Annotated in this window: 17 protein-coding genes and 2 tRNA genes; 8 read left to right on the top strand and 11 right to left on the bottom strand. The window is 63.8% G+C overall.

Features of this window, described 5'->3' with window-relative positions:
- Positions 1-20: 20 nt before the first annotated feature.
- Positions 21-1,889 (bottom strand): phosphoenolpyruvate carboxykinase (GTP), encoded by a 1,869-nt coding sequence (locus tag J3U95_RS15230; RefSeq protein WP_208279403.1) that lies wholly within the window; start codon positions 1,887-1,889, stop codon positions 21-23.
- A 327-nt stretch (positions 1,890-2,216) separates the two neighbouring features.
- On the opposite strand from J3U95_RS15230, the gene J3U95_RS15225 reads away from it, so the two are divergent.
- The gene (locus J3U95_RS15225) at positions 2,217-3,221 is read left to right on the top strand and encodes a D-2-hydroxyacid dehydrogenase family protein (RefSeq protein WP_208279553.1); all 1,005 of its coding nucleotides are present in this window, start codon (positions 2,217-2,219) and stop codon (positions 3,219-3,221) included.
- Here the strand turns inward: J3U95_RS15225 and J3U95_RS15220 are convergent.
- Positions 3,196-3,951 (bottom strand): L-asparaginase, encoded by a 756-nt coding sequence (locus J3U95_RS15220; RefSeq protein ID WP_208279402.1) that lies wholly within the window; start codon positions 3,949-3,951, stop codon positions 3,196-3,198. The genes J3U95_RS15225 and J3U95_RS15220 overlap by 26 nt on opposite strands.
- A 136-nt stretch (positions 3,952-4,087) precedes the next feature.
- Between J3U95_RS15220 and J3U95_RS15215 the strand changes: the two genes are divergently transcribed.
- Together J3U95_RS15215 and J3U95_RS15210 are read left to right on the top strand one after the other, a co-directional pair.
- Positions 4,088-4,573 carry an asparaginase domain-containing protein gene (locus J3U95_RS15215; RefSeq protein ID WP_208279401.1) on the top strand — a complete coding sequence of 162 codons (486 nt, stop codon included), beginning with the start codon at positions 4,088-4,090 and terminating at the stop codon, positions 4,571-4,573.
- 115 nt (positions 4,574-4,688) lie between these two features.
- A complete protein-coding gene (locus J3U95_RS15210) occupies positions 4,689-6,329 on the top strand; it encodes a catalase (protein ID WP_208279400.1) in 1,641 nt (546 codons plus the stop codon).
- 117 nt (positions 6,330-6,446) lie between these two features.
- Here J3U95_RS15210 and J3U95_RS15205 read toward each other — a convergent pair whose 3' ends face one another.
- The 3 genes from J3U95_RS15205 to J3U95_RS15195 all read right to left on the bottom strand — a co-directional run bounded on the left by J3U95_RS15205 (position 6,447) and on the right by J3U95_RS15195 (position 9,609).
- Positions 6,447-7,343 carry a recombination-associated protein RdgC gene (locus J3U95_RS15205; protein WP_005664447.1) on the bottom strand — a complete coding sequence of 299 codons (897 nt, stop codon included), beginning with the start codon at positions 7,341-7,343 and terminating at the stop codon, positions 6,447-6,449.
- Positions 7,344-7,417: 74 nt separating this feature from the next.
- Entirely contained in the window at positions 7,418-8,506 is a 1,089-nt protein-coding gene (gene dinB, locus J3U95_RS15200) for a DNA polymerase IV (RefSeq protein WP_370662075.1), read from the bottom strand.
- A gap of 74 nt (positions 8,507-8,580) precedes the next feature.
- Positions 8,581-9,609, bottom strand: coding sequence for an aldo/keto reductase (locus tag J3U95_RS15195; protein ID WP_208279399.1), 1,029 nt, complete (start codon positions 9,607-9,609; stop codon positions 8,581-8,583).
- Between the two features lie 59 nt (positions 9,610-9,668).
- On the opposite strand from J3U95_RS15195, the gene J3U95_RS15190 reads away from it, so the two are divergent.
- Positions 9,669-10,670, top strand: coding sequence for an AraC family transcriptional regulator (locus J3U95_RS15190; protein ID WP_208279398.1), 1,002 nt, complete (start codon positions 9,669-9,671; stop codon positions 10,668-10,670).
- On the opposite strand, the gene J3U95_RS15185 is transcribed toward J3U95_RS15190, so the two are convergent.
- Complete coding sequence (locus J3U95_RS15185) at positions 10,660-12,471, bottom strand: S8 family peptidase (RefSeq protein WP_208279397.1); 1,812 nt, start codon at positions 12,469-12,471, stop codon at positions 10,660-10,662. The two genes, J3U95_RS15190 and J3U95_RS15185, sit on opposite strands and share 11 nt — an antisense overlap.
- Positions 12,472-12,862: 391 nt before the next feature.
- A complete protein-coding gene (locus J3U95_RS15180) occupies positions 12,863-15,088 on the bottom strand; it encodes a TonB-dependent receptor (protein ID WP_208279396.1) in 2,226 nt (741 codons plus the stop codon).
- Positions 15,089-15,483: 395 nt separating this feature from the next.
- Here J3U95_RS15180 and J3U95_RS15175 point away from each other — a divergent pair.
- Positions 15,484-15,559: transfer RNA gene (locus J3U95_RS15175), tRNA-Val, on the top strand.
- 40 nt (positions 15,560-15,599) lie between these two features.
- Positions 15,600-15,676: transfer RNA gene (locus J3U95_RS15170), tRNA-Asp, on the top strand.
- A gap of 73 nt (positions 15,677-15,749) precedes the next feature.
- Here J3U95_RS15170 and J3U95_RS15165 read toward each other — a convergent pair.
- On the bottom strand, positions 15,750-16,901 hold the full coding sequence (locus J3U95_RS15165; RefSeq protein WP_208279395.1) for a GGDEF domain-containing protein: 1,152 nt from the start codon (positions 16,899-16,901) through the stop codon (positions 15,750-15,752).
- Between the two features lie 245 nt (positions 16,902-17,146).
- On the opposite strand from J3U95_RS15165, the gene J3U95_RS15160 reads away from it, so the two are divergent.
- Both J3U95_RS15160 and J3U95_RS15155 read left to right on the top strand, forming a co-directional pair.
- Positions 17,147-17,632, top strand: a complete 486-nt coding sequence (locus tag J3U95_RS15160; RefSeq protein ID WP_005664435.1) for a cyclic nucleotide-binding domain-containing protein — start codon at positions 17,147-17,149, stop codon at positions 17,630-17,632.
- Positions 17,629-18,813: an AI-2E family transporter gene (locus tag J3U95_RS15155; protein WP_208279394.1), complete on the top strand. Its 1,185-nt coding sequence runs from the start codon at positions 17,629-17,631 to the stop codon at positions 18,811-18,813. Before J3U95_RS15160 ends, J3U95_RS15155 begins: the two co-directional genes overlap by 4 nt.
- Before the next feature lie 3 nt (positions 18,814-18,816).
- Here the strand turns inward: J3U95_RS15155 and J3U95_RS15150 are convergent, their stop codons facing one another.
- The 3 genes from J3U95_RS15150 to J3U95_RS15140 form a co-directional block, all read right to left on the bottom strand.
- Positions 18,817-19,395, bottom strand: coding sequence for a PIN domain-containing protein (locus J3U95_RS15150; RefSeq protein WP_208279393.1), 579 nt, complete (start codon positions 19,393-19,395; stop codon positions 18,817-18,819).
- Positions 19,395-19,859: a helix-turn-helix domain-containing protein gene (locus tag J3U95_RS15145; protein WP_208279392.1), complete on the bottom strand. Its 465-nt coding sequence runs from the start codon at positions 19,857-19,859 to the stop codon at positions 19,395-19,397. Before J3U95_RS15145 ends, J3U95_RS15150 begins: the two co-directional genes overlap by 1 nt.
- A gap of 252 nt (positions 19,860-20,111) precedes the next feature.
- A complete protein-coding gene (locus J3U95_RS15140) occupies positions 20,112-22,397 on the bottom strand; it encodes a YgiQ family radical SAM protein (protein WP_208279391.1) in 2,286 nt (761 codons plus the stop codon).
- Positions 22,398-22,476: the final 79 nt, after the last annotated feature.

The raw sequence follows: 22,476 nt of genomic DNA, 5'->3' as shown, positions 1-22,476 counted from the left end.
TCTCCCCCACTCGGCCGGTCTTAGCCAGCCAGTTGCTTCTCCAGGCGGTCCTTGGTATCCACCAGCTCTCGCGGCAGGCGGTAGGCCAGCTTGTCGAACAGTTCGCCGTGCAGCTTCAGTTCTTCGGCCCACGCGTTCTTGTCGATCGACGTGATCTGGGTGAACTGCGCTTCGGTGAATTCCACCCCATCCCAGTTCAGGTCACCATACGATGGCGAGGTGCCGAACAGGTGCGCGTTGCCGGCCGCGGCGCTGCCCTCGGTACGGTCGAGGATCCACTTCAGCACGCGCATATTGTCGCCATAGCCCGGCCACACGAAGCCGCCGTCCTCGCCGGTGCGGAACCAGTTGACGCAGAAGATCTTCGGCAGCGCAGCCGCATTGATTGCAGCCACTTTCTTGCCCAGATCCAGCCAGTGCTGGAAATAGTCGCTCATGTTGTAGCCGATGAACGGCAGCATCGCGAACGGATCGCGGCGCACCACGCCCATCTGGCCGGCGGCGGCGGCGGTGGTCTCGGAACCCATGGTCGCGGCCATGTACACGCCATCCACCCAGTTATTGGCCTCGGTCACCAGCGGCACCGTGGTCGAGCGGCGGCCGCCGAAGATGAAGGCCGAGATCGGCACGCCGGCCGGATCGTCCCAGGCCGGGTCGATCACCGGATTCTGGGTCGCGGCCACGGTGAAGCGCGCATTCGGGTGCGCCGCCTTGGTGCCGGAGGCCGGCGTCCAGTCCTTGCCCTGCCAGTCGATCAGGTGTGCCGGGGCCTCTTTCGTCATGCCTTCCCACCATACGTCGCCGTCGTCGGTCAGCGCCACGTTGGTGAAGATCACGTTCTCGCGTAGCGAGGCCATGCAGTTCGGATTGGTCTTTTCGTTGGTGCCCGGCGCTACGCCGAAGTAGCCCGCTTCCGGATTGATCGCGACCAGCTTGCCGTCCGCAGCCGGCTTGATCCAGGCGATGTCGTCGCCGATGGTCGTCACTTTCCAGCCGTCGAAGGTCTTCGGCGGGATCAGCATCGCGAAGTTGGTCTTGCCGCAGGCCGAAGGGAAAGCCGCGGCCACGTATTTCTTGTCGCCCTGCGGCGACTCGACGCCCAGGATCAGCATGTGTTCGGCCAGCCAGCCGGTGCCGCCCTGCTGCGCCTCTTGATAACCCATGTTCGAGGCGATGCGCAGGGCGAAGCATTTCTTGCCCAGCAGCGCATTGCCGCCGTAACCGGAACCGAAGGACCAGATCTCGCGGGTTTCCGGATAGTGCACGATGTACTTGGTGGCATTGCATGGCCAGGCGACATCCTTCTGGCCGGCAGCCAGCGGCGCACCGACCGAGTGGACGCAGGGAACGAACTCGCCGTCCGGGCCCAGCACGTCGTACACGGCCTTGCCCATGCGCGTCATGATGCGCATATTGACCGCGACATACGGCGAATCGGACAGTTCGACACCGATATGGGCGATCGGCGAGCCCAGCGGGCCCATCGAGAACGGCACCACGTACAGGGTGCGGCCGGCCATGCAGCCGTCGAACAGGCCATGCAGGGTGCGGCGCATCTCGGCCGGCTCCATCCAGTTGTTGGTCGGGCCGGCCTGCTCCTTGGTGGCGGAGCAGATATAGGTGCGGTCTTCGACGCGCGCCACGTCCGACGGATCGGACCAGGCCAGGTAGGAATTCGGCCGCTTGGCGGGGTTGAGCTTCTTCATCGTGCCCGCTTCGACCATCTGTGCGCACAGGCGGTCGTATTCTTCTTCCGAACCGTCGCACCAGTAAATGCTGTCAGGCTTGGTCAGGGCGGCGATTTCCGCGACCCAATTGATGAGCTTTTGGTGTTTGATGTAAGCTGGAACGTTCAGTGCGGCGACGCCGCCCATCACGGGCTGGTTCATGGGGAGTCCTCCAAATGCCAATAAAGAATTCGGGTGGATCGCTGGGTCGGGATCATCCATCGGGCAAGCGGCCTGGTCAGGATCGCGGTGGGACAGCGGTCGGGGTCGGTAGCCTGTGGCAAGGCTGAGCGGTACGTCTCATGAGCACCGTTGGATACGTGTCATTCCTTTAAGTTCTGCGCCGATTGTACACCCCAAAAACCGCCTTACGGGCCCTTCCACTACAAAAAAGTAGGAGAAATGCCCTAGTAATGTAGTAGGCTATTTGGGCAAATGCCCTACCCTGTTATTTGTTTACATTTAACTGATATAACTCTGACAACATCAATAAAAATCGCGATTCTTGACGATTATCAAGACACCGTGCGCGGTCTTGACTGCTTCCGACTGCTCGACGGCCATGAGGTCAAGGTCTTCAATAACACCACCCGTGGACTGGGCCAGCTGGCGATCCGCCTCGCTCCTTTCGACGCCTTGGTGCTGATCCGCGAACGCACCGCCTTGTCGGCGGCGTTGCTGGCGAAGCTGCCGAACCTGAAGCTCATCTCGCAGACCGGCAAGGTCAGCGGCCACATCGACGTGGCCGCCGCGACCGCGCACGGCATCGCCATCGCCGAAGGCGTCGGCTCGCCGATAGCGCCGGCCGAGCTGACCTGGGCGCTGGTCATGGCGGCCAGCCGCAAGATCGTGCCGTATGCGAACAATCTGAAGGATGGCTTGTGGCAGACGGCCTCGATCAACCCTGCGCTCAATGGCGTGGGACGGGTGCTGCACGGGCGTACCCTGGGCCTGTGGAGTTACGGCAAGATCGGCAAGCTGGTGGCCGGCTATGCGCGCGCCTTCGGGATGCGGGTGCTGGTCTGGGGCAGCGAGGCCAGCCGCGCGGCCGCCGTCGCCGACGGCCTCGAGGCGGCGGCGTCACGCGAGGCGCTGTTCGAGCAGGCCGACGTGCTGAGCCTGCATTTGCGGCTGGCGGAATCGACGCGCGGCATCGTCACGGCAAGCGACCTGGCGCGCATGAAGCCGGACGCGCTGTTCGTCAACACCAGCCGCGCCGAACTGGTGGCGGATGGCGCGCTCGAGGGAGCCCTCAAGCAGGGACGTCCGGGCATGGCGGCGCTGGACGTGTTCACCAGCGAACCGCTGGCGCAGGACTCGCCGCTGCTGCGCATCCCGACGGTGCTGGCTACCCCGCACCTGGGCTATGTCGAGAAGGACAGTTACGAGATTTATTTCCAGGCGGCGTTCGAGAACATCGTGAAGTTCGCGCAAGGCGAGCCGGCGAACATCCTCAATCCGGAAGCGCTCAGCGCAGTTCGGGCTCACCCGTAAGGTTGATCTTCGGCGCCGGCATCACGTGGGTGCCGGTCCAGAGTCCCGCCCAGCCCGGCGGCCAGCCGATGTCGCGGCCGCTGTAGGCTTTCAAGCCCGCCCGTACCGGCACGATCGGCACCGCAGGCGCCTCGACCAGCCCGCCGCCTGCGGGGCGTTCCATATTGAGGCTGTACATGTATCCCGGCAGCAGCAAATTGCAGGCTTGCGCGAACCAGGCGGTATGGTCTTCGTCGCGGCCCAGCGCCTGCGCCAGCCCTTGCGGATCGAACTTCGCCAGCGCGTGGATCAGCTCGTCGGTGGTGGCGCCCGGCACGTCGCCCCAACCCATCACGGGATTGTTGTTGTAGTCGGCGCCCGAGCCATACCAGCCTTCGCGCCAGGTGCGCTGCATCCAGTTGCGCGGCCCTGTGAACAGGTGCCAGCGCCAGTGCAGGCCGGAGGGCTTGGGCCAGGAATACAGGTACAGCTTCTGGTAGCCTGCCTCGTGCAATGCGCGCACCACGGCCATCAGGCGCGCATGCGGCATGCGGTCTGGCGGCGCGCGCCGGAACAGGATCGGCTCGCCGTCGGCGTGCTGGACTTCGTCGCTCGACAGGTTCAGGTCGAGGGCGCGCGCCTCGTCGTTGAAACGCGCCGAGATCCAGCCAGTGAGCAGGTTGACGTGGGTGATCACGCCATAGCCGCGATGGCGGTGGAAGATGACGGTGCCGGGTGCAACTGCTTTCATAGCCAGGGGAAAGAAAGAGAAGAAGGACGATGAGTGTACTCATCCGATCCGGACGATTCTAGCGCAGTCACAGTCGGATACACTATGGTTTGCGGCTATCATGACGCACCTTTTTTCTGCGAGTAGATAAACCAACATGACTTTGCGACTCATCGCCACCGGTGGCACTTTCGACAAGCATTACAATGAACTGAACGGCGTACTCGGCTTTGCTGAAAGCCATCTGCCAGAGGTGATCAAGCGCAGCCGCATGACGGTGCCGGTCGCGCTCGACCTGCTGCCGCTGCTCGATTCGCTCGACATGCAGGACGCCGATCGCCAGCGCGTGCTGGCCTCGTGCCAGGCCGCCAGCGAGAAGGCGATCGTGATCGTGCACGGCACCGATACCATGCGCGAGACGGCCGCCGTGCTCGGCGCCGCCAAGCTCGACCAGACCATCGTGCTGACCGGCGCCATGATCCCCTATTCCATCGCCAATTCGGATGCGCTGTTCAACCTGGGCTTCGCCTGTGGCGTGGCGCAGACCCTGCCGGCCGGCGTGTATGTCGCCATGAACGGCCAGGTTTTCCCGTGGGATAACGTGACCAAGAACCGCAGCGAAGGCGTTTTCCAGCAGCTGTAAACAATAGTTCCCTCTCCTTTTTGACAGGGATTAAAAGCGAGGGCAGCCGCGCGCTGCCTTCCCGTTCGACTTCCTATACTGCCTTTCTCGATCACCCGCATCAAAGGAGAAGGCAATGAATGAGAAGCGTCCCACGCTGACCACGCGCCAGGGTCATCCCGTCCGCGACAACCAGTCCCTGCGTTCGGTCGGAGAACGTGGCCCGGCCACGCTCGAGAACTACCAGTTCATCGAAAAGATCACCCACTTCGACCGCGAGCGCATCCCCGAACGCGTCGTGCATGCGCGCGGCACCGGCGCCCACGGCGTTTTCGAAGCCTATGGCAAGATTGGCGATGAGCCCGCCTCCAAATACACCAGCGCACGCGTGCTCAACGAGACCGGCGTGCAGACCCCGGTGTTCGTGCGCTTCTCGACCGTGATCGGCGGCAAGGAATCGCCGGAAACCGCACGCGATCCGCGCGGCTTCGCGGTCAAGCTGAAAACCGTCGACGGCAACTGGGATTTGGTGGGCAATAACCTCAAGGTGTTCTTCATCCGCGACGCGATCAAGTTCCCGGACATGATCCACGCCTTCAAGCCCGATCCCGTCACCAACCAGCAAGAGCCATGGCGCTTCTACGACTTCATCTGCAGCCATCCGGAAGCGCTGCACATGGTTACCTGGGTCAAGAGCCCATGGGGTATCCCAGCCAACTACCGCGAGATGGAAGGCTCGGGCGTCAACACCTACAAGCTGGTCAACGACCAGGGCGTTGCCCATCTGGTGAAATTCCACTGGCAACCCAAGCAGGGGGTGCGCAACCTGACCGCGCAACAAGCGGCCGAGATCCAAGGCCGCGACACCAGCCACGCCACGCGCGACCTGTACGACGCGATCGAGCGCGGCGACTATCCGGAATGGGAATTCTGCGTCCAGATCATGGCCGACGGCGAGCATCCCGAGCTCGACTTCGACCCGCTGGACGATACCAAGCGCTGGCCGGAAGACCAGTTCCCGCTGCTGCCGGTGGGCCGCATGGTGCTGAACAAGAACCCGGACAATGTGTTTGCAGAAACCGAGCAGTCGGCCTTTGGCACCGGCGTGCTGGTCGACGGCATCGATTTCTCGGACGACAAGATGCTGCAGGGCCGTACCCTGTCGTATTCCGATACCCAGCGCTACCGCGTGGGGCCGAACTACCTGCAACTGCCGATCAACGCGCCGCAAGAAAAGGCGAAGGCGCGCACCAACCAGCGCGACGGCCAGATGACGTTCTATGTGGATGGCGTCGACGGTTCGGATGAAGACAAACACATCAATTACGAACCGAGCCTGATGGGCGGCTACAAGGAAGCCGACCAGCCCGGCTACGAATACCACCAGTGGGTCGAAGGCCACGTGGGCCGCTACCAGACCACGACCACGCGCGACGACTACAAGCAGGCCGGCACGCGCTACCGCACTTTCGAGGACTGGGAGCGTGACGATCTGGTGAACAACGTCGGGGGCGATTTGAAGCAATGCCCGGAACCGATCCAGCTGCGCATGGTGTGGCATCTGTGGCACTGCGACGAGGATTACGGTCGCCGCGTGGCCGAAGTCGCCGGGATCGACCTGGAGAAGGCCAAGGCGTTGCCGCCGCTGCCGAACCGTCCGGCGCCGCATGAGGATCGGCAGGGGGCGACCTATACCAGCGGAGAGCTGGAAAATGGCGGTGGTGCGGGTGGGAAGACGGAGCCTGCAACCAGCGAGGAAGTCGCGGCTGCAAAATAAGATACGTTAGTTGAACGCGTGGACGGGAAACCCGTCCACCCTACATCCGAGGACCGTAGGGTGGACCGGGGCGCGCAGCCGGCTCTGCCGTCCACGCGTTCAATCACCGTCAGCGAATCAGGCCTTGGCTTCGCCGCCCAGCGCCTCGACCACATCGGCCAGCAACTTGGCCAGCTCGCCCGTCATCAGCACGATGTCGTTGTCGAAACGCTCATCGTCGCTATATGTCGGGCTTTCGCCTTCCTTGATCACGTCCAGCGGCTTGATGCCCTTGATCGCCAGCGACTCGGTCAGCACGAAGCTGATGCGGTCGTTCCAGGTCATGGCCAGGCGGGTGCACTGCTTGCCGGCGGCGATGTGGCGGCGGATGTCGTCCGGCTCCAGCGTGTGCTTCACATAGCGCACCGCGGCGCGGCTTTCGCCGGTCGCGCGCAGCTCGGTGTCCTGGTCGATCGTGAAGCCGTACGGCGCTTCATCGGCTTCCAGCCAGCCGGTCATCACGGCGACCGGCGACTTCTGTACGCGCAGCGATTCCAGCGGCATCTTGTCGACGGCCTTCAGCAGCAGCTTGACGATGTCGTCGGCCTTCGCCGGGCTCGCCGCATCGACCACCAGCCAGCCGTTGACCGGGTCGATCCAGGTCCAGACGTTGCTGCGCAGGGTGAAGGCGCGCGGCAGCAGTTCGTCGGCCACGCGTTCCTTCAGTTCCTTCATTGCCTTCTTGCCTGGCGGGAAGCCCTGCTGCTCTTCCAGCTCGGCCGCCTTGGCCTTGGCCACCTGGTTGATGACCGATGCCGGCAGCAGCTTCTTCTCGGTGCCCAGCATGATCAGCATCTGCTTGTTGACCACGTGGACCAGGCCGCCGTTCGGGCGCGGCTTGTCCCAGCCCTGGCGCAGCAATTCATTGCTGCTGGCAGGCACGAAGCTCTGCGGCTCGAGGGCTTTTTCCAGTTGTTCAGGGGTATAGGCCCATGGGGCCGGCAGACGGTAAATCTGTAGATTCTTGAACCACATAGGTTATCCGGTTGTGTCAGTATTTCAAAGGATCGATATTCTACGCTGCTATACGGCAACGTCGCATAAAAAGCTCAGGACCTTATCGAATCGTCCAGAACGTCGTCGAACAGCCGCAGCTGCTCGACGGTCTCGGTCTCGCCCAGGCGCACGCCCACGCCCAGCAGGCGCACCGGTCGGCTGGCGCGGGCCCAGCCGGTTTCCATCAGGCGCGCATAGGTCGGAATATGTGGCGCATAGCCCACGCACTCGACCGTCGTCTGCTGGAAATCCGAGAATTTGATTTTCACAAACAGCTTGTTGATGAATTTTTCGGCATTCGCGCGCTTGATGCGGCCCAGCAGGTGCTCGTACAGATCGGGCAGCAGGGCCAGGCAGCCGGCCAGGTCGGGCACGTCGGGCGTATAGGTCTCTTCGGTGCTGATCGACTTGCGCTCGCGCGAGACGTTCACTTCGCGGTGGTCGACGCCGCGGCTCAGGTCGTACAAACGCGCGCCGAAGCTGCCGAAGTGTTCCTGCAGCTGGTCCATGCTCCAGCCGCGCAGGTCGGCGCAGGTCTGCAGGCCGAGGCGGTTCATCTTTTCCGCCGTCACCTTGCCCACGCCATGCAGCTTCTTGACCGGCAGCGCCGCGACGAAGGCATCCACCTCGTCGGGGCGCACCAGGAACAGGCCGTCCGGCTTGTTCCAGTCGCTGGCGATCTTGGCCACGAACTTGTTCGGCGCCACGCCGGCCGAGGCGGTGATGCCGACGGTCTCGAAGATGCGGCGCCGGATCTCTTGCGCGATCAACGTCGCGCTGCCCTTGCAGTGCGGCGAATCGGTGACGTCCAGGTAGGCTTCGTCGAGTGACAGCGGCTCGACGATCTCGGTGTAGTCCTGGTAGATCGCCATGATCTGGCGCGAGGCAATCCGGTATTTTTCCATCGCCGGCGGGATCACCAGCAGATCCGGACACAGCTTGATGGCGGTGGCGGTGGCCATCGCCGAATGGATGCCGTAGCGGCGCGCCTCGTAGTTGCAGGTGGCGACCACCCCGCGCTGGTCGGGCCGGCCGCCCACGGCGAGCGGACGGCCGCGCAGCGACGGATCGTCGCGCATCTCGACCGACGCATAGAAGCAATCGCAATCGCAGTGGATGATTTTTCGGACCGGGGCGTTCACGCTGGAGGCCGCCCCGTGTGGGGAGGACTACTGTAATTGCATACAGTATCGTCCGAAATCCCGTTTGACGCAAGCTAGCGCGCCAGGAAGCCGTCCCGGTGCACGTTGGTCATCGCCTGCACCCAGGCCGGGTAAGACGTCGGCAGGCTGCTGGCCGCATCGAGTTCCGCCATGTCTTCGTCGGACAAGGCCAGCGCCAGCGCGCGCAGATTGTCCTGCAGCTGCTCCGGACGACGGGCGCCGACGATCGCGGTGGTGACGCCGGGACGCGCCAGCAGCCAGGCCAGCGCCACCTGGGCCGGCGTGGCCTCGACCCGCACCGCCACCCGCTTGACGGCGTCGATCACGGCGTAGCCGTGCTCCGGCGCGATCGGCGGGAAGTCGATGTGGATGCGGCGCGCCTCCGGATCGCTGCTGCCGGCGCGGTCGAATTTGCCGGACAACAGGCCGCCGGCCAGCGGACTCCAGGCCATCAGGCCCAGTTGCGCGTCCTGCACCTGCGGCAGGATCTCGCGCTCGACGTCGCGCACCGCCAGCGAGTAACAGGCCTGCACCGACACATACGAGGACCAGCCGTGCAGGCTCGACAAGCCGAGCGCCTTGGCGGTCTGCCAGCTCGACAGGTTCGAGCAGCCGATGTAGCGGATCTTCCCGGCGCGCACCGCGTCGTCGAGCGCGCGCAGCGTCTCTTCCATCGGCGTGAGCGCGTCGACGTTATGGATCTGGTACAGGTCGATGTGGTCCGTCTTCAGGCGGCGCAGGCTGGCCTCGAGCGCGCGCGTCAGGTGCAGGCGCGACTGCCCGGCGTCGTTCGGCCCCTTCCCCATCGGCGCGTGGAATTTGGTGGCCAGCACCACCTCTTCGCGCCGGCCGGCCAGGGCCTGCCCCAGCAGGCTTTCGGATTCGCCGTCGGCGTACACATCGGCGGTGTCGATGAAATTGATGCCGGCGTCGAGTGCCGTGCCGACCAGGCGCTCGGTGGCGGCCAGGTCCAGGCCGCCGACCTTGTCGTAGGGCGGCGTCGCCGCTCCCCCGAAGGTCATGGCGCCCAGGCACAGGCGGGAGACGATGATGCCGGAGTTGCCGAGTCGTCGATATTGCATGGTCTTGCTCTCCTGTGAAGTCGATGGGGCCAGTGTAGAATCGGGCAGCGTGGCCCACCATGCTGCGTCCTCCACCGTTCATGCGCGACCGTCCAGACCTGCCTTCCGATCCGCTCTCCGACGTGCTGGCCCTGCTCCAGGTGCGCAGCGGCGCCGCGCTGCGCATGACGGCCGGTGGCCCGTGGGCACTGCGCTTTCCTGCGTATCCCTACCTGAAATTCATCGCCCAGTTGCGCGGCGCCTTGTTCGTCCAGGTCGACGGCGATGCGCATTCCTACCGGCTCGAGGCCGGCGACTGCCTGTTGATGCGCAGCGGCCGGCCATATGTCGCGGCCACCGATCTGGCGCTGCCGGCACGGGATGGCAATGCCCACTTCGCGGCGCTGCACGGCGGCGCCTATGCCTGGGGCGACCCGGGCGCTGCGGACGGGATGGAGATGATCGCCGGCCGCTTCGAGTTCGATGCCTCTCAACGCGACCTGCTGGAGCAGGTAGTGCCGCCCGAGCTGCACATCCGTGCGGATGCGCAGGCCGCGCCGGCGCTGCGCGCGCTGCTGGACTTGTATGGCAAGGAAGCGGGTGCGCCGGACGCGGGCGCGCGCCTGGTGACGGACGGCCTGGCGCGCATCGCCCTGGTGCAGGCCCTGCGCGAACCGGGCGGCGCGCGGCACGGCTGGCTGGCCGCCCTGGCCGACCACAGGATCGGCCCCGCGCTGCGCCTGCTGCACGGCGCGCCCGAACGGCGCTGGAGCGTCGATGAACTGGCGCGCGAAACCGCGATGTCGCGCTCGGCGCTGGCGCTGCGCTTTCGCCAGCTGGTCGGCATGGCGCCGCTGCAGTACCTGCAGGCCTGGCGCATGCGGCTGGCGCGCAAGGCGCTGCACGAAGAAGACACGCCGGTCGCCTCTATCGCCTGGCGCATCGGCTATGCGTCGGAAAGCGCGTTCAGCGCCGCGTTCAAGCGCGCCAGCGGCTGCGCGCCCGGCGTGTACCGGCAAAAAAAACGCGCGGCCGAGACCGCGCGTTCCCCTCATCCTGGCGCCGACGCGCTTACCAGGTGAGCTTCAGGCTGTACTTGCCACTGGTGGCGCCGGTGCCGCCGCTGTAGTAGGTCACGCGCACATAGCGGGTCGAGGCGCTGGTGCCGGTGTTGCTGGAGCTGACGCTGTCCACCGCGCCGACGCCATTCTGGCTGGTGCCCAGCTGCGTGCCCGATGCGTTGTACACGTACAGGTCGTAGTCGGCATTGGAGAGGCCCGGGGTCAGGACCGCGCTCAGCGTCTTACCCGCCGGCAGGTCGACGCGGAAATAATCCGTGTCGGTGGTCGAGCCCAGGTTGCCGTTGACGGTCGTGTTGCCGACCGTGACCAGGTCGGCGGTGGCGATGGTGTTGTTCGCCTCGCTCTCAGCCAGGGTCGTGGCCGCCGTGCCGCCGGTGGTGGCCGCGTTGACCGCCGCGGTGGCGTCCACGATGCCGGTGCCGCAGCCCGAGCAGCTGGCCGGGAAGGCGCGCGCCGTCGATTTCAGTTTCGACTCGATGTCGTCCGGCGTCAGGTTGGCGTTCAGCGCCAGCATCAGCGCCGCCACGCCCGCCACGTGCGGCGTGGCCATCGAGGTGCCCTGGTAGGCCGCATAGCTGTCCGAGGCCGGCGCCGTGGTGCCGGTGTTCAGCGTCGACAGCACGCCATAGGCGCCGTCGCCGCCCGGCGCCGCCACGTCGACCAGAGTGCCGTAGTTGGAGTAGGAAGCGCGCCCGCCGGTGCGGCCGGTGGCCGCCACCGCGATCACGCCCGAGCAGTTGGCGGGGCTGGCGTTGCTGACGTTGACGGCGTCGTTGCCGGCGGCCACCACCACCACCGCGCCGCGCGAACGGGCGCCGTTGATGGCGTTCTGGGTGGTCGCGCCGCAAGCGCCGCCGCCGCCCAGCGACAGGTTCAGCACGCGCGCCTTGTTGGCATTGGCCGGCACGCCCGACACGCTGCCGCCCGACGACCAGGTGATCGCGTCGGCGATGTCCGAGGTGTAGCCGCCGCACTTGCCGAGCACGCGCACCGGAACGATCTTGGCGTTGTAGGCCACGCCCGCCACGCCGGTGCCGTTGTTGGTGCGCGCCGCCACCGTGCCGGCGACGTGGGTGCCGTGCCAGCTCGAGCCCTGGTCGCGGGTCGGCTGGCCGTTGCCGCATTCGCCGGCCACCACGGCGTCGCCCGGATCGCTGGCGTCGCTGTCGCGGCCATTGCCGTCGTTGCCGATGGTGGCGGTGCTGATGAAGTCATAGCCGGCCAACAGCTGGCCCGACAGGTCGGCGTGCGGGCGGTAGCCGGTGTCGATCACCGCCACCACCACGCCGCTGCCGGTCGACTTGTCCCATGCGGTCGGCAGGCGCAGGCCGCCAGCGGTTTCATAGTAGTGCCACTGGTCGGTGTAGCGCGGGTCGGTCGGCGTCGCCATATGGGTCATGATGCGGTCCGGCTCGGCGTACTCGATGGCCGGGTCGCGCGCCATCATCTCGGCGGCCAGCGATTCCACTTCCTTCAGGTGGCGCCGGCGGTCCAGCTTGAACACCTGGGCGCCGGTCGAGATGGCATGGCTTTCCTTGACCGTCATGCCGAACTGCTGGCCGGCGCGGTCGAGCTTTGCCTTGCGGTCGCTGCTCACACTGGCGACCCTGGCCGCGGCGCCGTTGGCGGCGGCCTTCGAGTCGCGGTACTTCACGATGATACGGTCTGTCTCCACGACGAACTGCGGCGCGCCGCCGCCGTCGCCGCCGGCGGCCGCGAGGCTCGCTGCGGAGACCAGCGCCAGCGCGACCGCTGCACACATCTTCAACACGGTTGGATGAGTCGAATGCGTTTGCTTCATGGTTCTTCCTTCTTCAAGGTTTTCCGTCAAGCGAATGGCTCGCTTGTGTCGTTGTAGGACCGGCAGTGCCGGTGCCGTCTCGAGGCGGCGAACTGAGCTTAGCTTGAAGGAAAGAGCCAGCAGGAAGAAATTCCAATCGTTTTCGGCGTGCATACAACGGTTAACTCGGCATATCCGGCAAAAACATGATTTCTTCGGTCAATCGTTAAATATGCAGAATATTTACTGCCACAATAAAGATATTGAACAAGTATGCATTGCGAATATAGTAATTAGCAGATAAATATTCATGTAACACTTCTGATTTTTATCTTATGCACGATGGGCCAAAATGAAAAAAAGGCCGCGCAATGCGCGGCCCTCCGATTCAGGCGAACTGACTGTCAAACGATCAGAAGTTGCCCTTGAACTGCATACCCCACTGGCGCGGCTCGTTGGTGAAGCCGGTCAGGTTGTTGAAGTCGATGGCGCCGGTGATGCGGCGCTGGTCGAGGATGTTGCGGCCGAAGGCAGCGACTTCGTACTTGCCGTTGCCGAAGATGTAGCCGACGCGCACGCCGCCTTCGGTCAGCGGGGCGCCGGTAAACTCGGTGGCCTCGTACAGGAAGAAGTTGATCTTGCTGCGGTACGACCAGTCGGTGAACACGTACAGCTCGCCGTCGCGGAACGGCACGCCGTAGCGGGCGGTCGCGTTGAAGGTCCAGCGCGGCGCCTGCGGCAGCGGGTTGCCGTCGATGACGACGCGGCCGACGGCGTTCAGCGGGTCGGTGATGGTGCACTGGGCGCACTTGTTGACCGACAGGCTGCCGTCGCGGATCTGCGTGTAGTTGTAGCTGGCGCCGGCGCTCACGCGCAGGGCGGTGCTGACGGCGGCTTCGAAGTCGAACTCGGCGCCCTTGCCCTTGGTCTTGTCGGCGTTGATCAGGCGGTTGACGTTCGAGTTGCCACCCACCACGGTCAGCTGCTGGTCTTCGATCGTGTAGTCATAGATCGAGAACGAGGTGCGGGCGCGGCGGTCGAACAGGTCGGCTTTCACGCCCAGCTCGAACGACTTGATGGTTTCCGAATCGGCGACCGTGATCGGCACTTCGGCCGAGGCGGCGGCGATGCTCGGCGCGCGGAAGCCCGTGGCGGCGCGGCCGTAGACGTTCACGGTCGGGGTCAGCTTGTAGGTGGCCGACACGTCCCAGTTGACCTTGTCCTTGCTTTCTTCCACCGACGACGGGCCGATCTGGACGACGTTGTCCGCCTCGATGGTGCGGAAGTCCTTCTTGTCCTTGGTGTAGCGCAGGCCGCCGCGGATGGTCCAGTCCGGGGTCAGGTCGTAGCTTGCCGATGCGAAGGCGGCCCAGGCTTCGTTCTTCTGGTTCGAGCGCAGGCGCGAGGTGCGCGCATAGGTGGTGCTGTTGAAGTTGTCGCTGCCGCCGGTGACGTCTTCGTCGAAGAAGTACAGGCCGGCCTGCCAGTTGAACGGGCCGGCGTAGGCCGACTCGATGCGGAATTCCTGGGTGTACTGGTCCAGGTTCTCGATATAGCCATTGGTCTCGACCTGGAACGGGATGAAGCCCGGACCGGCCGGGGTGCCGCCGTCGATGTCGCCGCGGCTCGAGTAGTCGACGATGTGCTCGTAACCGGTGATCGAGTGCAGCTTGTAGTTGCCCAGGTCCCACTGCAGGCGCAGGTTGATGCCGTTGGTCTTGAGGCTCTGGAAGTTCTGGGCGTTGGTGACGATGTCGTCCAGGTCGGTGCCGTCGGCGAAGGTATTGCTGCCCTTCTTGATCAGGTTGGCGCGGAACAGGCGTGCGCTGCCGTTGGTCTGGCGCTGGTGGAAGCCCAGCAGGCCGCTGAAGCCGTCCTTGCTGTACAAGAACTGGACGCGTTCGGCGTGCTCGTTGTAGCCGTCGAGCTCACCGCGCTTCTGGGTCTTGGCGACGTCGCTGAAGTTGTTGACGTAGTCGTCGCGGTGCTGGCCGACGGCCGACACACGCATCGCCACATTGGTCGACAGCGGCACGTTGACGGCGCCTTCGGCGTTCATCGTGTAGTGCGAGGCGGCCGACAGGTTGTAGTAGCCCTCGACCTTCTTCAGGTTCGGCTTCTCGGATTCGAATTTCACGACGCCGGCCGGGGTGTTGCGGCCGAACAGGGTGCCCTGCGGGCCGCGCAGCACTTCGACGCTGGCCAGGTCGAAGATCGGGAAGCCCTTCAGGATCGGATTCTCCTGCACGATGTCGTCATACACGAGCGAGACCGGCTGCGAGGCGAAGGTGTTGAAGTCGGTGTTGCCGTAGCCGCGGATATAGAAGCGCGGGAAGGTACGGCCGTTCGACGATTCCACGTTCAGGCTCGGCACCTTGCCGGCCAGCAAACGGATATCGTCGCCGCCGGAGACCAGCACATCCAGCTTGTCGCCCTTGAGGGCGGTGACGGAGACCGGCACGTCGCGGATGTTCTCGGTACGGCGCTGGGCCGTCACGGTCACGGATTGCAGTTGGAGGGACTGGTTGGACTCGGTCGTCTGGGCGAACGCCGGTGCGATCGGCAACGCGGCGGACAGCGCCAGCATTGCGCCATGCGCGCGGATAACGCGCTTGTGCATCTTGGACATCTTGGTCATGGAGTGTTTCCTGGTGATTAAAAAAAGAACCGATGTCCCCGTTCCTCTTCTTATGGACGCTACCCCCGCCGGGTGCGCGAGCGGATATGACCCGCCCTCGGCAGCGCGCATCTGGGGCGCACACATCTTTGCGATGTTTTTAAGGTTGCCGACTTGTCAAAGGCGGTATTGTCCGTGATGGGTATGTGCGACGGCAAGTAAATATCGCGTGTGTCGCCTCGATTACAACACATGCAGATGTGCCGGTTCGGACTCCGCCTTCCGCCTCATCCACCATGGGTCGAAAAAGGTTTTTGAATTTTTTTCGAAAAACCCTTGCAGACCTTGAAAGCCAACCTCTATAATTCGGGCCTCTTCGGACGCAATGACAAGCGTCAGATAGAAACCACCGAGATGGGCGCTTAGCTCAGTTGGTAGAGCGGATCCCTTACAAGGATTAGGTCGGGAGTTCGAGCCTCTCAGCGCCCACCAAGCATCTCGATGGTTGATCGAAGGTACGATCAGAGTAAACGGAGCGGTAGTTCAGTTGGTTAGAATACCGGCCTGTCACGCCGGGGGTCGCGGGTTCGAGCCCCGTCCGCTCCGCCAGCATCAAGGAAGAAGGGTCCGATTCGTCGGACCCTTTTTCTTTTTCCGCTTCCGTTTTATCTCCCGCGCCTGTTCATGCGCGGCGCCGCACCGGATCCCCGACTTCCACCCGATCGCGTCCCGCGCGCTTGGCCGCATACAGCGCATGGTCGGCGCGCGCCAGCGCCGCGCTCAGGTCTTCGTTCGGATCGAGCACCACCACGCCGACACTGACCGTCATCGTGTAGCTCGGCCCGCTGGTGATCACGGTGGCCGCGCGTACCGCCCGGCGCAGGCGCTGTGCCGCCTGCACCGCGGCGTCGATGTCGACGCCGGGCAGCATCATCGCGAATTCCTCGCCGCCCAGGCGGCCGATGGTCTCGTGCTCGCGCATCACGTCGCGCGCGGTGCGGGCGAACACCTTGAGGGCATCGTCGCCGCTGGCATGTCCCCAGCGGTCGTTGATCTGCTTGAAGTGGTCGATGTCGATCATCATCAGCGCCAGCGGATGGCGCTGGCGCTGGGCCGCCAGGCGCGCGCGCTCGGCGCGCTCCAGGAAGGCATGGCGGTTGGGCAGGCCGGTCAGACAATCGGTCGAGGCCAGTTTGGCCATGCGCGCGTCGTCCTTCTGCTTGCACAGCAAGAGGAAACCGAAGCCGTTGACGATCATGAGCATGTAGCCGGCGAGATAGGCGGCTTCACGCGCGTGCACATGGTCGAACGCCCCCTTGCCCAGCAGGGCCGAGCCGGCCCACAGTGCGACCGCGACGGCGAACAGCGCATCGTTGATGCCGATGATCCGCTGCAACAGCGACGCATGGCGCCGGCGCAGCAGCACCCAGGCCATGGCGGCCGCGAACAGCGCCACCACGCCCGCCACCAGCGCGCTGAGCTCGGCATGGCTGGCGCCGTGGATGCCGGCGGCGAGCACCACGGTGGACGACAGCACGGCAACCGGCAATACGATCCGGCCCCAGCGCGTGAATCCGAAGAACACGCAATAGGCGGCCATTTCGAGCGACACCGCGAGGATCCAGCCGATGCCTTCCAGGCCGCCCAGGAACGGCAAGTCCAGCATGGGGCGGGCCCAGCCGGCCAACTGGCTCAGGCCCATGCCCAGGCGCGCCCACATCCACAGCTGCAAACCCGGGTTGCGGTCGGCGCCGTGGGTATATCCTGCCATCAGGATCGCAAAGCCGACGTTACCGATCCCGAGCGCAAGAAGGAAAGTCTGTATATCGATCACTGCCTGTCCTCTTCGGAACGTTGGCGGGGCCACGCGCGACGGCTCGCGCAGCACATAACATCGCAGCAACTAATGTTGCCTTAAAGAATTTATGTTACACGCTTTCCGATATCACGGCGCGCACGTTTGGTAGATGTATGGACAAATGCCACACTGTTGTGCGCGGCTGACGCTTTTTGATGCGTAGCAGCATCCAATCACGGATAATCAAACAGACAACACACCGCACCACGCCGGAGCACTACGTGATTTTTCGTTTCCTCAAGCCCCCTCGGATGTCGCCGCGCCTGCACCGGCTGAAGAGTTCTTCCCTGTTCAGTGCACTGACGCCGCTGGAATTGAAGATTGTCGATGGATTGCTGCATGAGCGCCGCTATCTAAAGGATGAGATCGTTTTCGACGAAGGAGAGGAAGGCCAGGCGCTGTATCTCCTGATGAGCGGCCGGGTGCGCATCAGCCGCCTGCACGAGGGCATGACCCAGGTGGTGGCCGAACTGGAGCCGGGTGGCTTCTTCGGCGACCTGGCCCTGCTCGACAACTCGCCGCGCAATGCGCAGGCGCGCGCGCTCGAGCCATGCGAGGTGGCGGTGTTCTTCCGCGCCGACTTCCTGGGCCTGATGGAAACCGACGCCGTCCTCGGCTACAAGATCTCGCTGGCGCTGGCGCGCCACATTGGCCTGCGCCTGCGCGAATGGATGGGCACCGGCCGGCCGCAGCTGGAAGCGCTATGAGTCCGGTGCCGGGCATCGTCAACGGCCCCGAGCGCGCCGGTCCCGTGGTCTGGACCGGGATCGTCGCCGCCACCTGCCTGCTGCTGCTGGTGGTCCAGCAACTGCTGTGGCTATTCCTGCCCTTCATCTTCGGCACCGTGCTCTATTACGTCCTGCTGGGACCGATGCAGCGCATGGTGCGCTCGGGCTTCAGCCGCAACGCCGCCGCGGTCTGGGTCTGCGCCCTGTTCTTCACGCTGGCCGCGCTGGCGCTGGCGGCGGCCCTGAGCTGGAGCGACGGACCGGAAGAAGACTCGTGGGAAGCGACCATCGGCCTGTACCTGGATGGCGGCGTGGCGTTTGTCCGCAACTCGCTGGCCATGCTCGAGACGCGCTTCCCCATCCTGGCCGGGATGCGGCTGACTTCGACCGTCGACATGGCCTTCACCACCTATACCAATGACTTCGCCCAGAACCACCTGGGCGACATCGTGGTCGGCGTCATGACCTGGGTGCCGTCGCTGCTGCTGGCGCCCTTCCTTACCTTCTTCCTGCTGCGCGACGGCGTGCGCTTCAAGAAGTTCTTGGCGCGGGCGGTGCCGAATGCCTACTTCGAGCGTGCGCTCTATCTGCTGCACGAGGTCGACCAGACCGCGCGCCGCTATTTCGAGGGGCTGCTCAAGCTGACCGTGCTCGACACGCTGGTGCTGGCGCTGGGGCTGTGGGTGATCGGGGTGTCGTCGCCGTTGTTGCTCGGCTTGATCTCGGCGGTGCTGGCCTGGGTGCCGTTCGTCGGCTCGATCGCCGGCTGCGTGCTGGTAGTGATCGTCGCTTCGACCGATGCGCCGGGCAATCCGCTGATGGCTTACGGGGCGATCGGGGTATTCGTGCTGGTGCGGCTGCTGGACGATTTCCTGTTCATGCCGCTGACGCTGGGACGCAGCCTGCATATCCACCCGCTGGTCACGGTGCTGATGATTTTTATTGGGGGCATGCTGGCGGGCGTGGTGGGGTTGATGCTGGTGCTTCCGCTGCTGGGGGTCGTCATGGTGATCGGCGAGACGTTGGGAACGCTGGTGACCAATCCGCGGCTGCGGGCAAGACATCGGTATGCGCGGGCCTTGCGGACCAGGCAGGCCAGCGTGGACCTGGACATTGCGCGCGAACGGCGTGGCGCGCCGACACCCAATTCCAAGCCATAAGAGCTAGATCAGGCCAATCGCATTGCGCAATATTTGGCACATCTGAGGTAGACCCTGCTGTTCAAGCGTCGCAATATAGTCTTCAGGTGATTTCGGTGGTTTTCTTAATTTCATCCGACATGCCTTCATGATGCTCAGAATGCCTATCTTGTCCAAGTCATATTGCGCGATAAGAAAATCATCAGGATGCAAAATCTCGACTGCATGTCGAGAAACCGCTTCGTCAGGAAAATCTTTAAGATTGAACGTAACGATAGCGTCCGCATGGCCAACGATCGCGGCAGCTAAAACATGTCGATCGTTAATATCAGGCAACTCCAGCGTTGGAATCAGGTATTCATAGTCCAGGACAATGGCATCCTCGACTGCGGCATTCATGAGCGATGCTGTATGCAACAGCTTTTCCTTGCTCAGATCCGGACGTTTCTCGATCAAATTGCGAATCCACTCATCCTGTATCTCAGCTGTCCAACGCGCACGATAAACCCCTTCAGCACCCAGGGCCATCAGGATATCCCTGAGGGGCGCGGGATAAAGAACGCATGCATCCAAAACAGCCGTGTACCGGAGGTTTCCTGCCATTAATACCCCAAATCCAGCTCTTGAGCTTGATCAACTAGTTCTTGAAGCGCTGACTGAGCGGTTTTCTCTCGCTGCTCTTTATATGCGACCACATCCTCAAATTTGATACGGCGATGCGTCCCGACTTTATGATGAGGAATCTTGCCATCATCCAACATCTTGACTAGATAGGGACGAGATACATTCAAGAACATCGCTGCCTCCTGAGTAGTAACATAAAGCTCCTTGGGCATGATAGCAACTGCATTGCCTTGGGCAAGTGAACCTAGCATGTCTGCAAACAAGCGAAGCACTTTCGGGGGCAATTTTAGAATTGGAGAGTCTTCGATACGCTCTACCCCATCTTCCAAAATTGCGATATTAACCGCTCGAGAGTGGTCAAGAGCACTGACGATGCACCGTTGCGCGGCTTTCGCAAGCTCGACATCTTCCTTACTTTCCAAGCGATCAATCATTTCAGACATCATTTGCTCCTGGTGTTTTAAGGGAGTGTGTTCTTGCACGCCTGGCACGGCAGCGGCAGACTTCGCTGCCGCTGCCGTGCCAGGCTACTCCCAAATTCATTGTAAACGAATTCTACGAAACAAACGAAATAAACGCAACAACGTGATTGAGCCCTGGATCGTGGGTTGATACTCCTCACACTCATTACGACTGCATTCCATGGACGAAAAAAAACCGGGAGTCTAGTCCCGGTTTCGATCGGTATCACACCGTTATTTTCGTCCTGCCGCTTTCGGCTTGGACTTGATGGTCGACAGGATCGACGGCTTGACCTTCGAGGGAGGCGCCGTGAATGGCGTTCCCGCCGACGCGCGGTCATTGCGACGTTCGCCACGCTGGCCGCCAGGGCCCGCAGCCCGCTTCGGCACCACCTCGATCGTGCGCCCCTTCGGCGGCGCACCGGCCGGACGACGCTCCTCGCGCCCCGCGCCCGGCAACTCGCCGCCCGGCGGCGGAATCAAGTGCCGCTCGCCATTGCCGATCAAGTCCGAACGTCCCATGCGCTTGAGGCCCTCGCGCAGGATCGGCCAGTTCTCCGGATCGTAATAGCGCAGGAAGGCCTTGTGCAGCTTGCGCGTCTTGCCGCTCTTGGCGGTCTCGACGATCTCCGAATCCTCGGTGACCTTGGCCAGCGGGTTCTTGCGCGAGTGGTACATCGTGGTCGCCATCGCCATCGGCGTCGGCGTGAAGGTCTGCACCTGGTCCAGCTTGAAGTTGTTCTTCTTCAGCCACAGCGCCAGGTTCAGCATGTCCTCGTCGGTCGAACCGGGGTGGGCCGCGATGAAGTAGGGGATCAGGTACTGCTTCTTGCCCGCTTCGAGCGAATACTTGTCGAACAGGCGCTTGAACTCGTCATAGGCGCCGATGCCCGGCTTCATCATCTTCGACAGCGTGCCCTGCTCGGTGTGCTCCGGCGCGATCTTCAAGAGGCCGCCCACGTGGTGGGTCACCAGCTCTTTCACGTACTCGGGCGAGCGCACCGCCAGGTCGTAGCGCAGGCCGGAACCGATCAGGATCTTCTTGATGCCGGGGATCGCGCGCGCCTTGCGGTACAGCGAGATCAGCTTGCTGTGGTCGGTGCCCAGGTTGGAGCAGATCGACGGATACACGCACGACAGGCGGCGGCAGGTTTCCTCGATCTTCTTGTCCTTGCAGGCCAGGCGGTACATGTTCGCCGTCGGGCCGCCCAGGTCGGTGATGGTGCCGGCGAAGTTCTTGGTCGTGTCGCGGATCAGCTCGATCTCGCGCAGGATCGACGGCTCCGAGCGGCTCTGGATGATGCGGCCCTCGTGCTCGGTGATCGAGCAGAAGGTGCAGCCGCCGAAGCAGCCGCGCATGATGTTGACCGAATAACGGATCATTTCCCAGGCCGGGATGTGGGCCTTGCCATAGCTCGGGTGCGGCGCGCGCGCGTATGGCAGGTCGTAGACGTTGTCCATCTCGTCCATGGCCAGCGGCAGCGGCGGCGGATTGAGCCAGACGTCGCGGTCGCCGTGGCCCTGCACCAGCGCCCGCGCATTGCCCGGGTTCGATTCCAGGTGGAACACGCGCGAAGCGTGCGCATACATCACCGGATCCTCGCTCACGGTCTCGAACGACGGGAGACGCACCACGGTCTTGGCCGCCTTTTCGCGGGCCGCGGCCTGGCGCTGTTCGCGCGTCATGATGACCACCGGCTTGACTTCCGGCTCCGGCGCGGCGTTGTCCAGCGCGCAGGTCTTCGGGTCTTCCAGTGCCATCGCGTACGGATTCGGCTGCTTGTCGATGCGACCCGGCACGTCCACGCGGGTGGAGTTGTGCACCGACCACTCTTCGTCCGGCAGCCAGCCCTGCGGCACCAGGAAGGCGGTGCCGCGCAGGTCGCGGATGGTCTTGATGTTTTCGCCGGCCGCGATGCGGCGCGTGACGTCGACCAGGGCCCGTTCGGCATTGCCGAAGATGACCAGGTCGGCCTTCGACTCGAACAGCACCGAGCGGCGCACTTTATCGGACCAGTAATCGTAGTGGGCGATGCGGCGCAGCGAGGCTTCGATGCTGCCGGCGATCACCGGCACGCCGGGGAAGGCTTCGCGCGCGCGCTGGCAATACACGGTCACGGCGCGGTCGGGGCGCTTGTTCGGTTCGGCGTTGGGCGTATAGGCGTCGTCGGAACGGATCTTGCGGTCGGCCGTATAGCGGTTGACCATCGAGTCCATATTGCCGGCGGTGATGCCCCAGTACAGATTGGGTTTACCCAGCGCACGGAACGGCTCGACCGAGGTCCAGTCGGGCTGGCTGATGATGCCGACGCGGTAGCCCTGCGCCTCGAGCAGGCGGCCGACCAGGGCCATGCCGAAGCTCGGGTGGTCGATGTAGGCGTCGCCCGTGATCAGGATGATGTCGCACGAATCCCAGCCCAATTTGTCCATTTCGGCACGGGACATCGGGAGAAAAGGTGCGGCAGCGGCGCGGCTGGAGCGCTTGGCGACCGTCGCAAAGAGATTGGCTGGGGAGTTCATTGGCCGGCATTGTACCGGAAAACCATTTTTGGGGCATCGGACTGCCCCGAAAAATGGCTTAAAATCAATGACTTGTGGC

Origin of the sequence: Massilia oculi (assembly GCF_017582745.1) — a bacterium.
GTDB classification, from domain to species: Bacteria; Pseudomonadota; Gammaproteobacteria; order Burkholderiales; family Burkholderiaceae_D; genus Telluria; species Telluria oculi_A.
The sequence above is the reverse complement of the archived record's forward strand: the minus strand, read 5'-3'. Positions and strand labels throughout refer to the sequence as shown.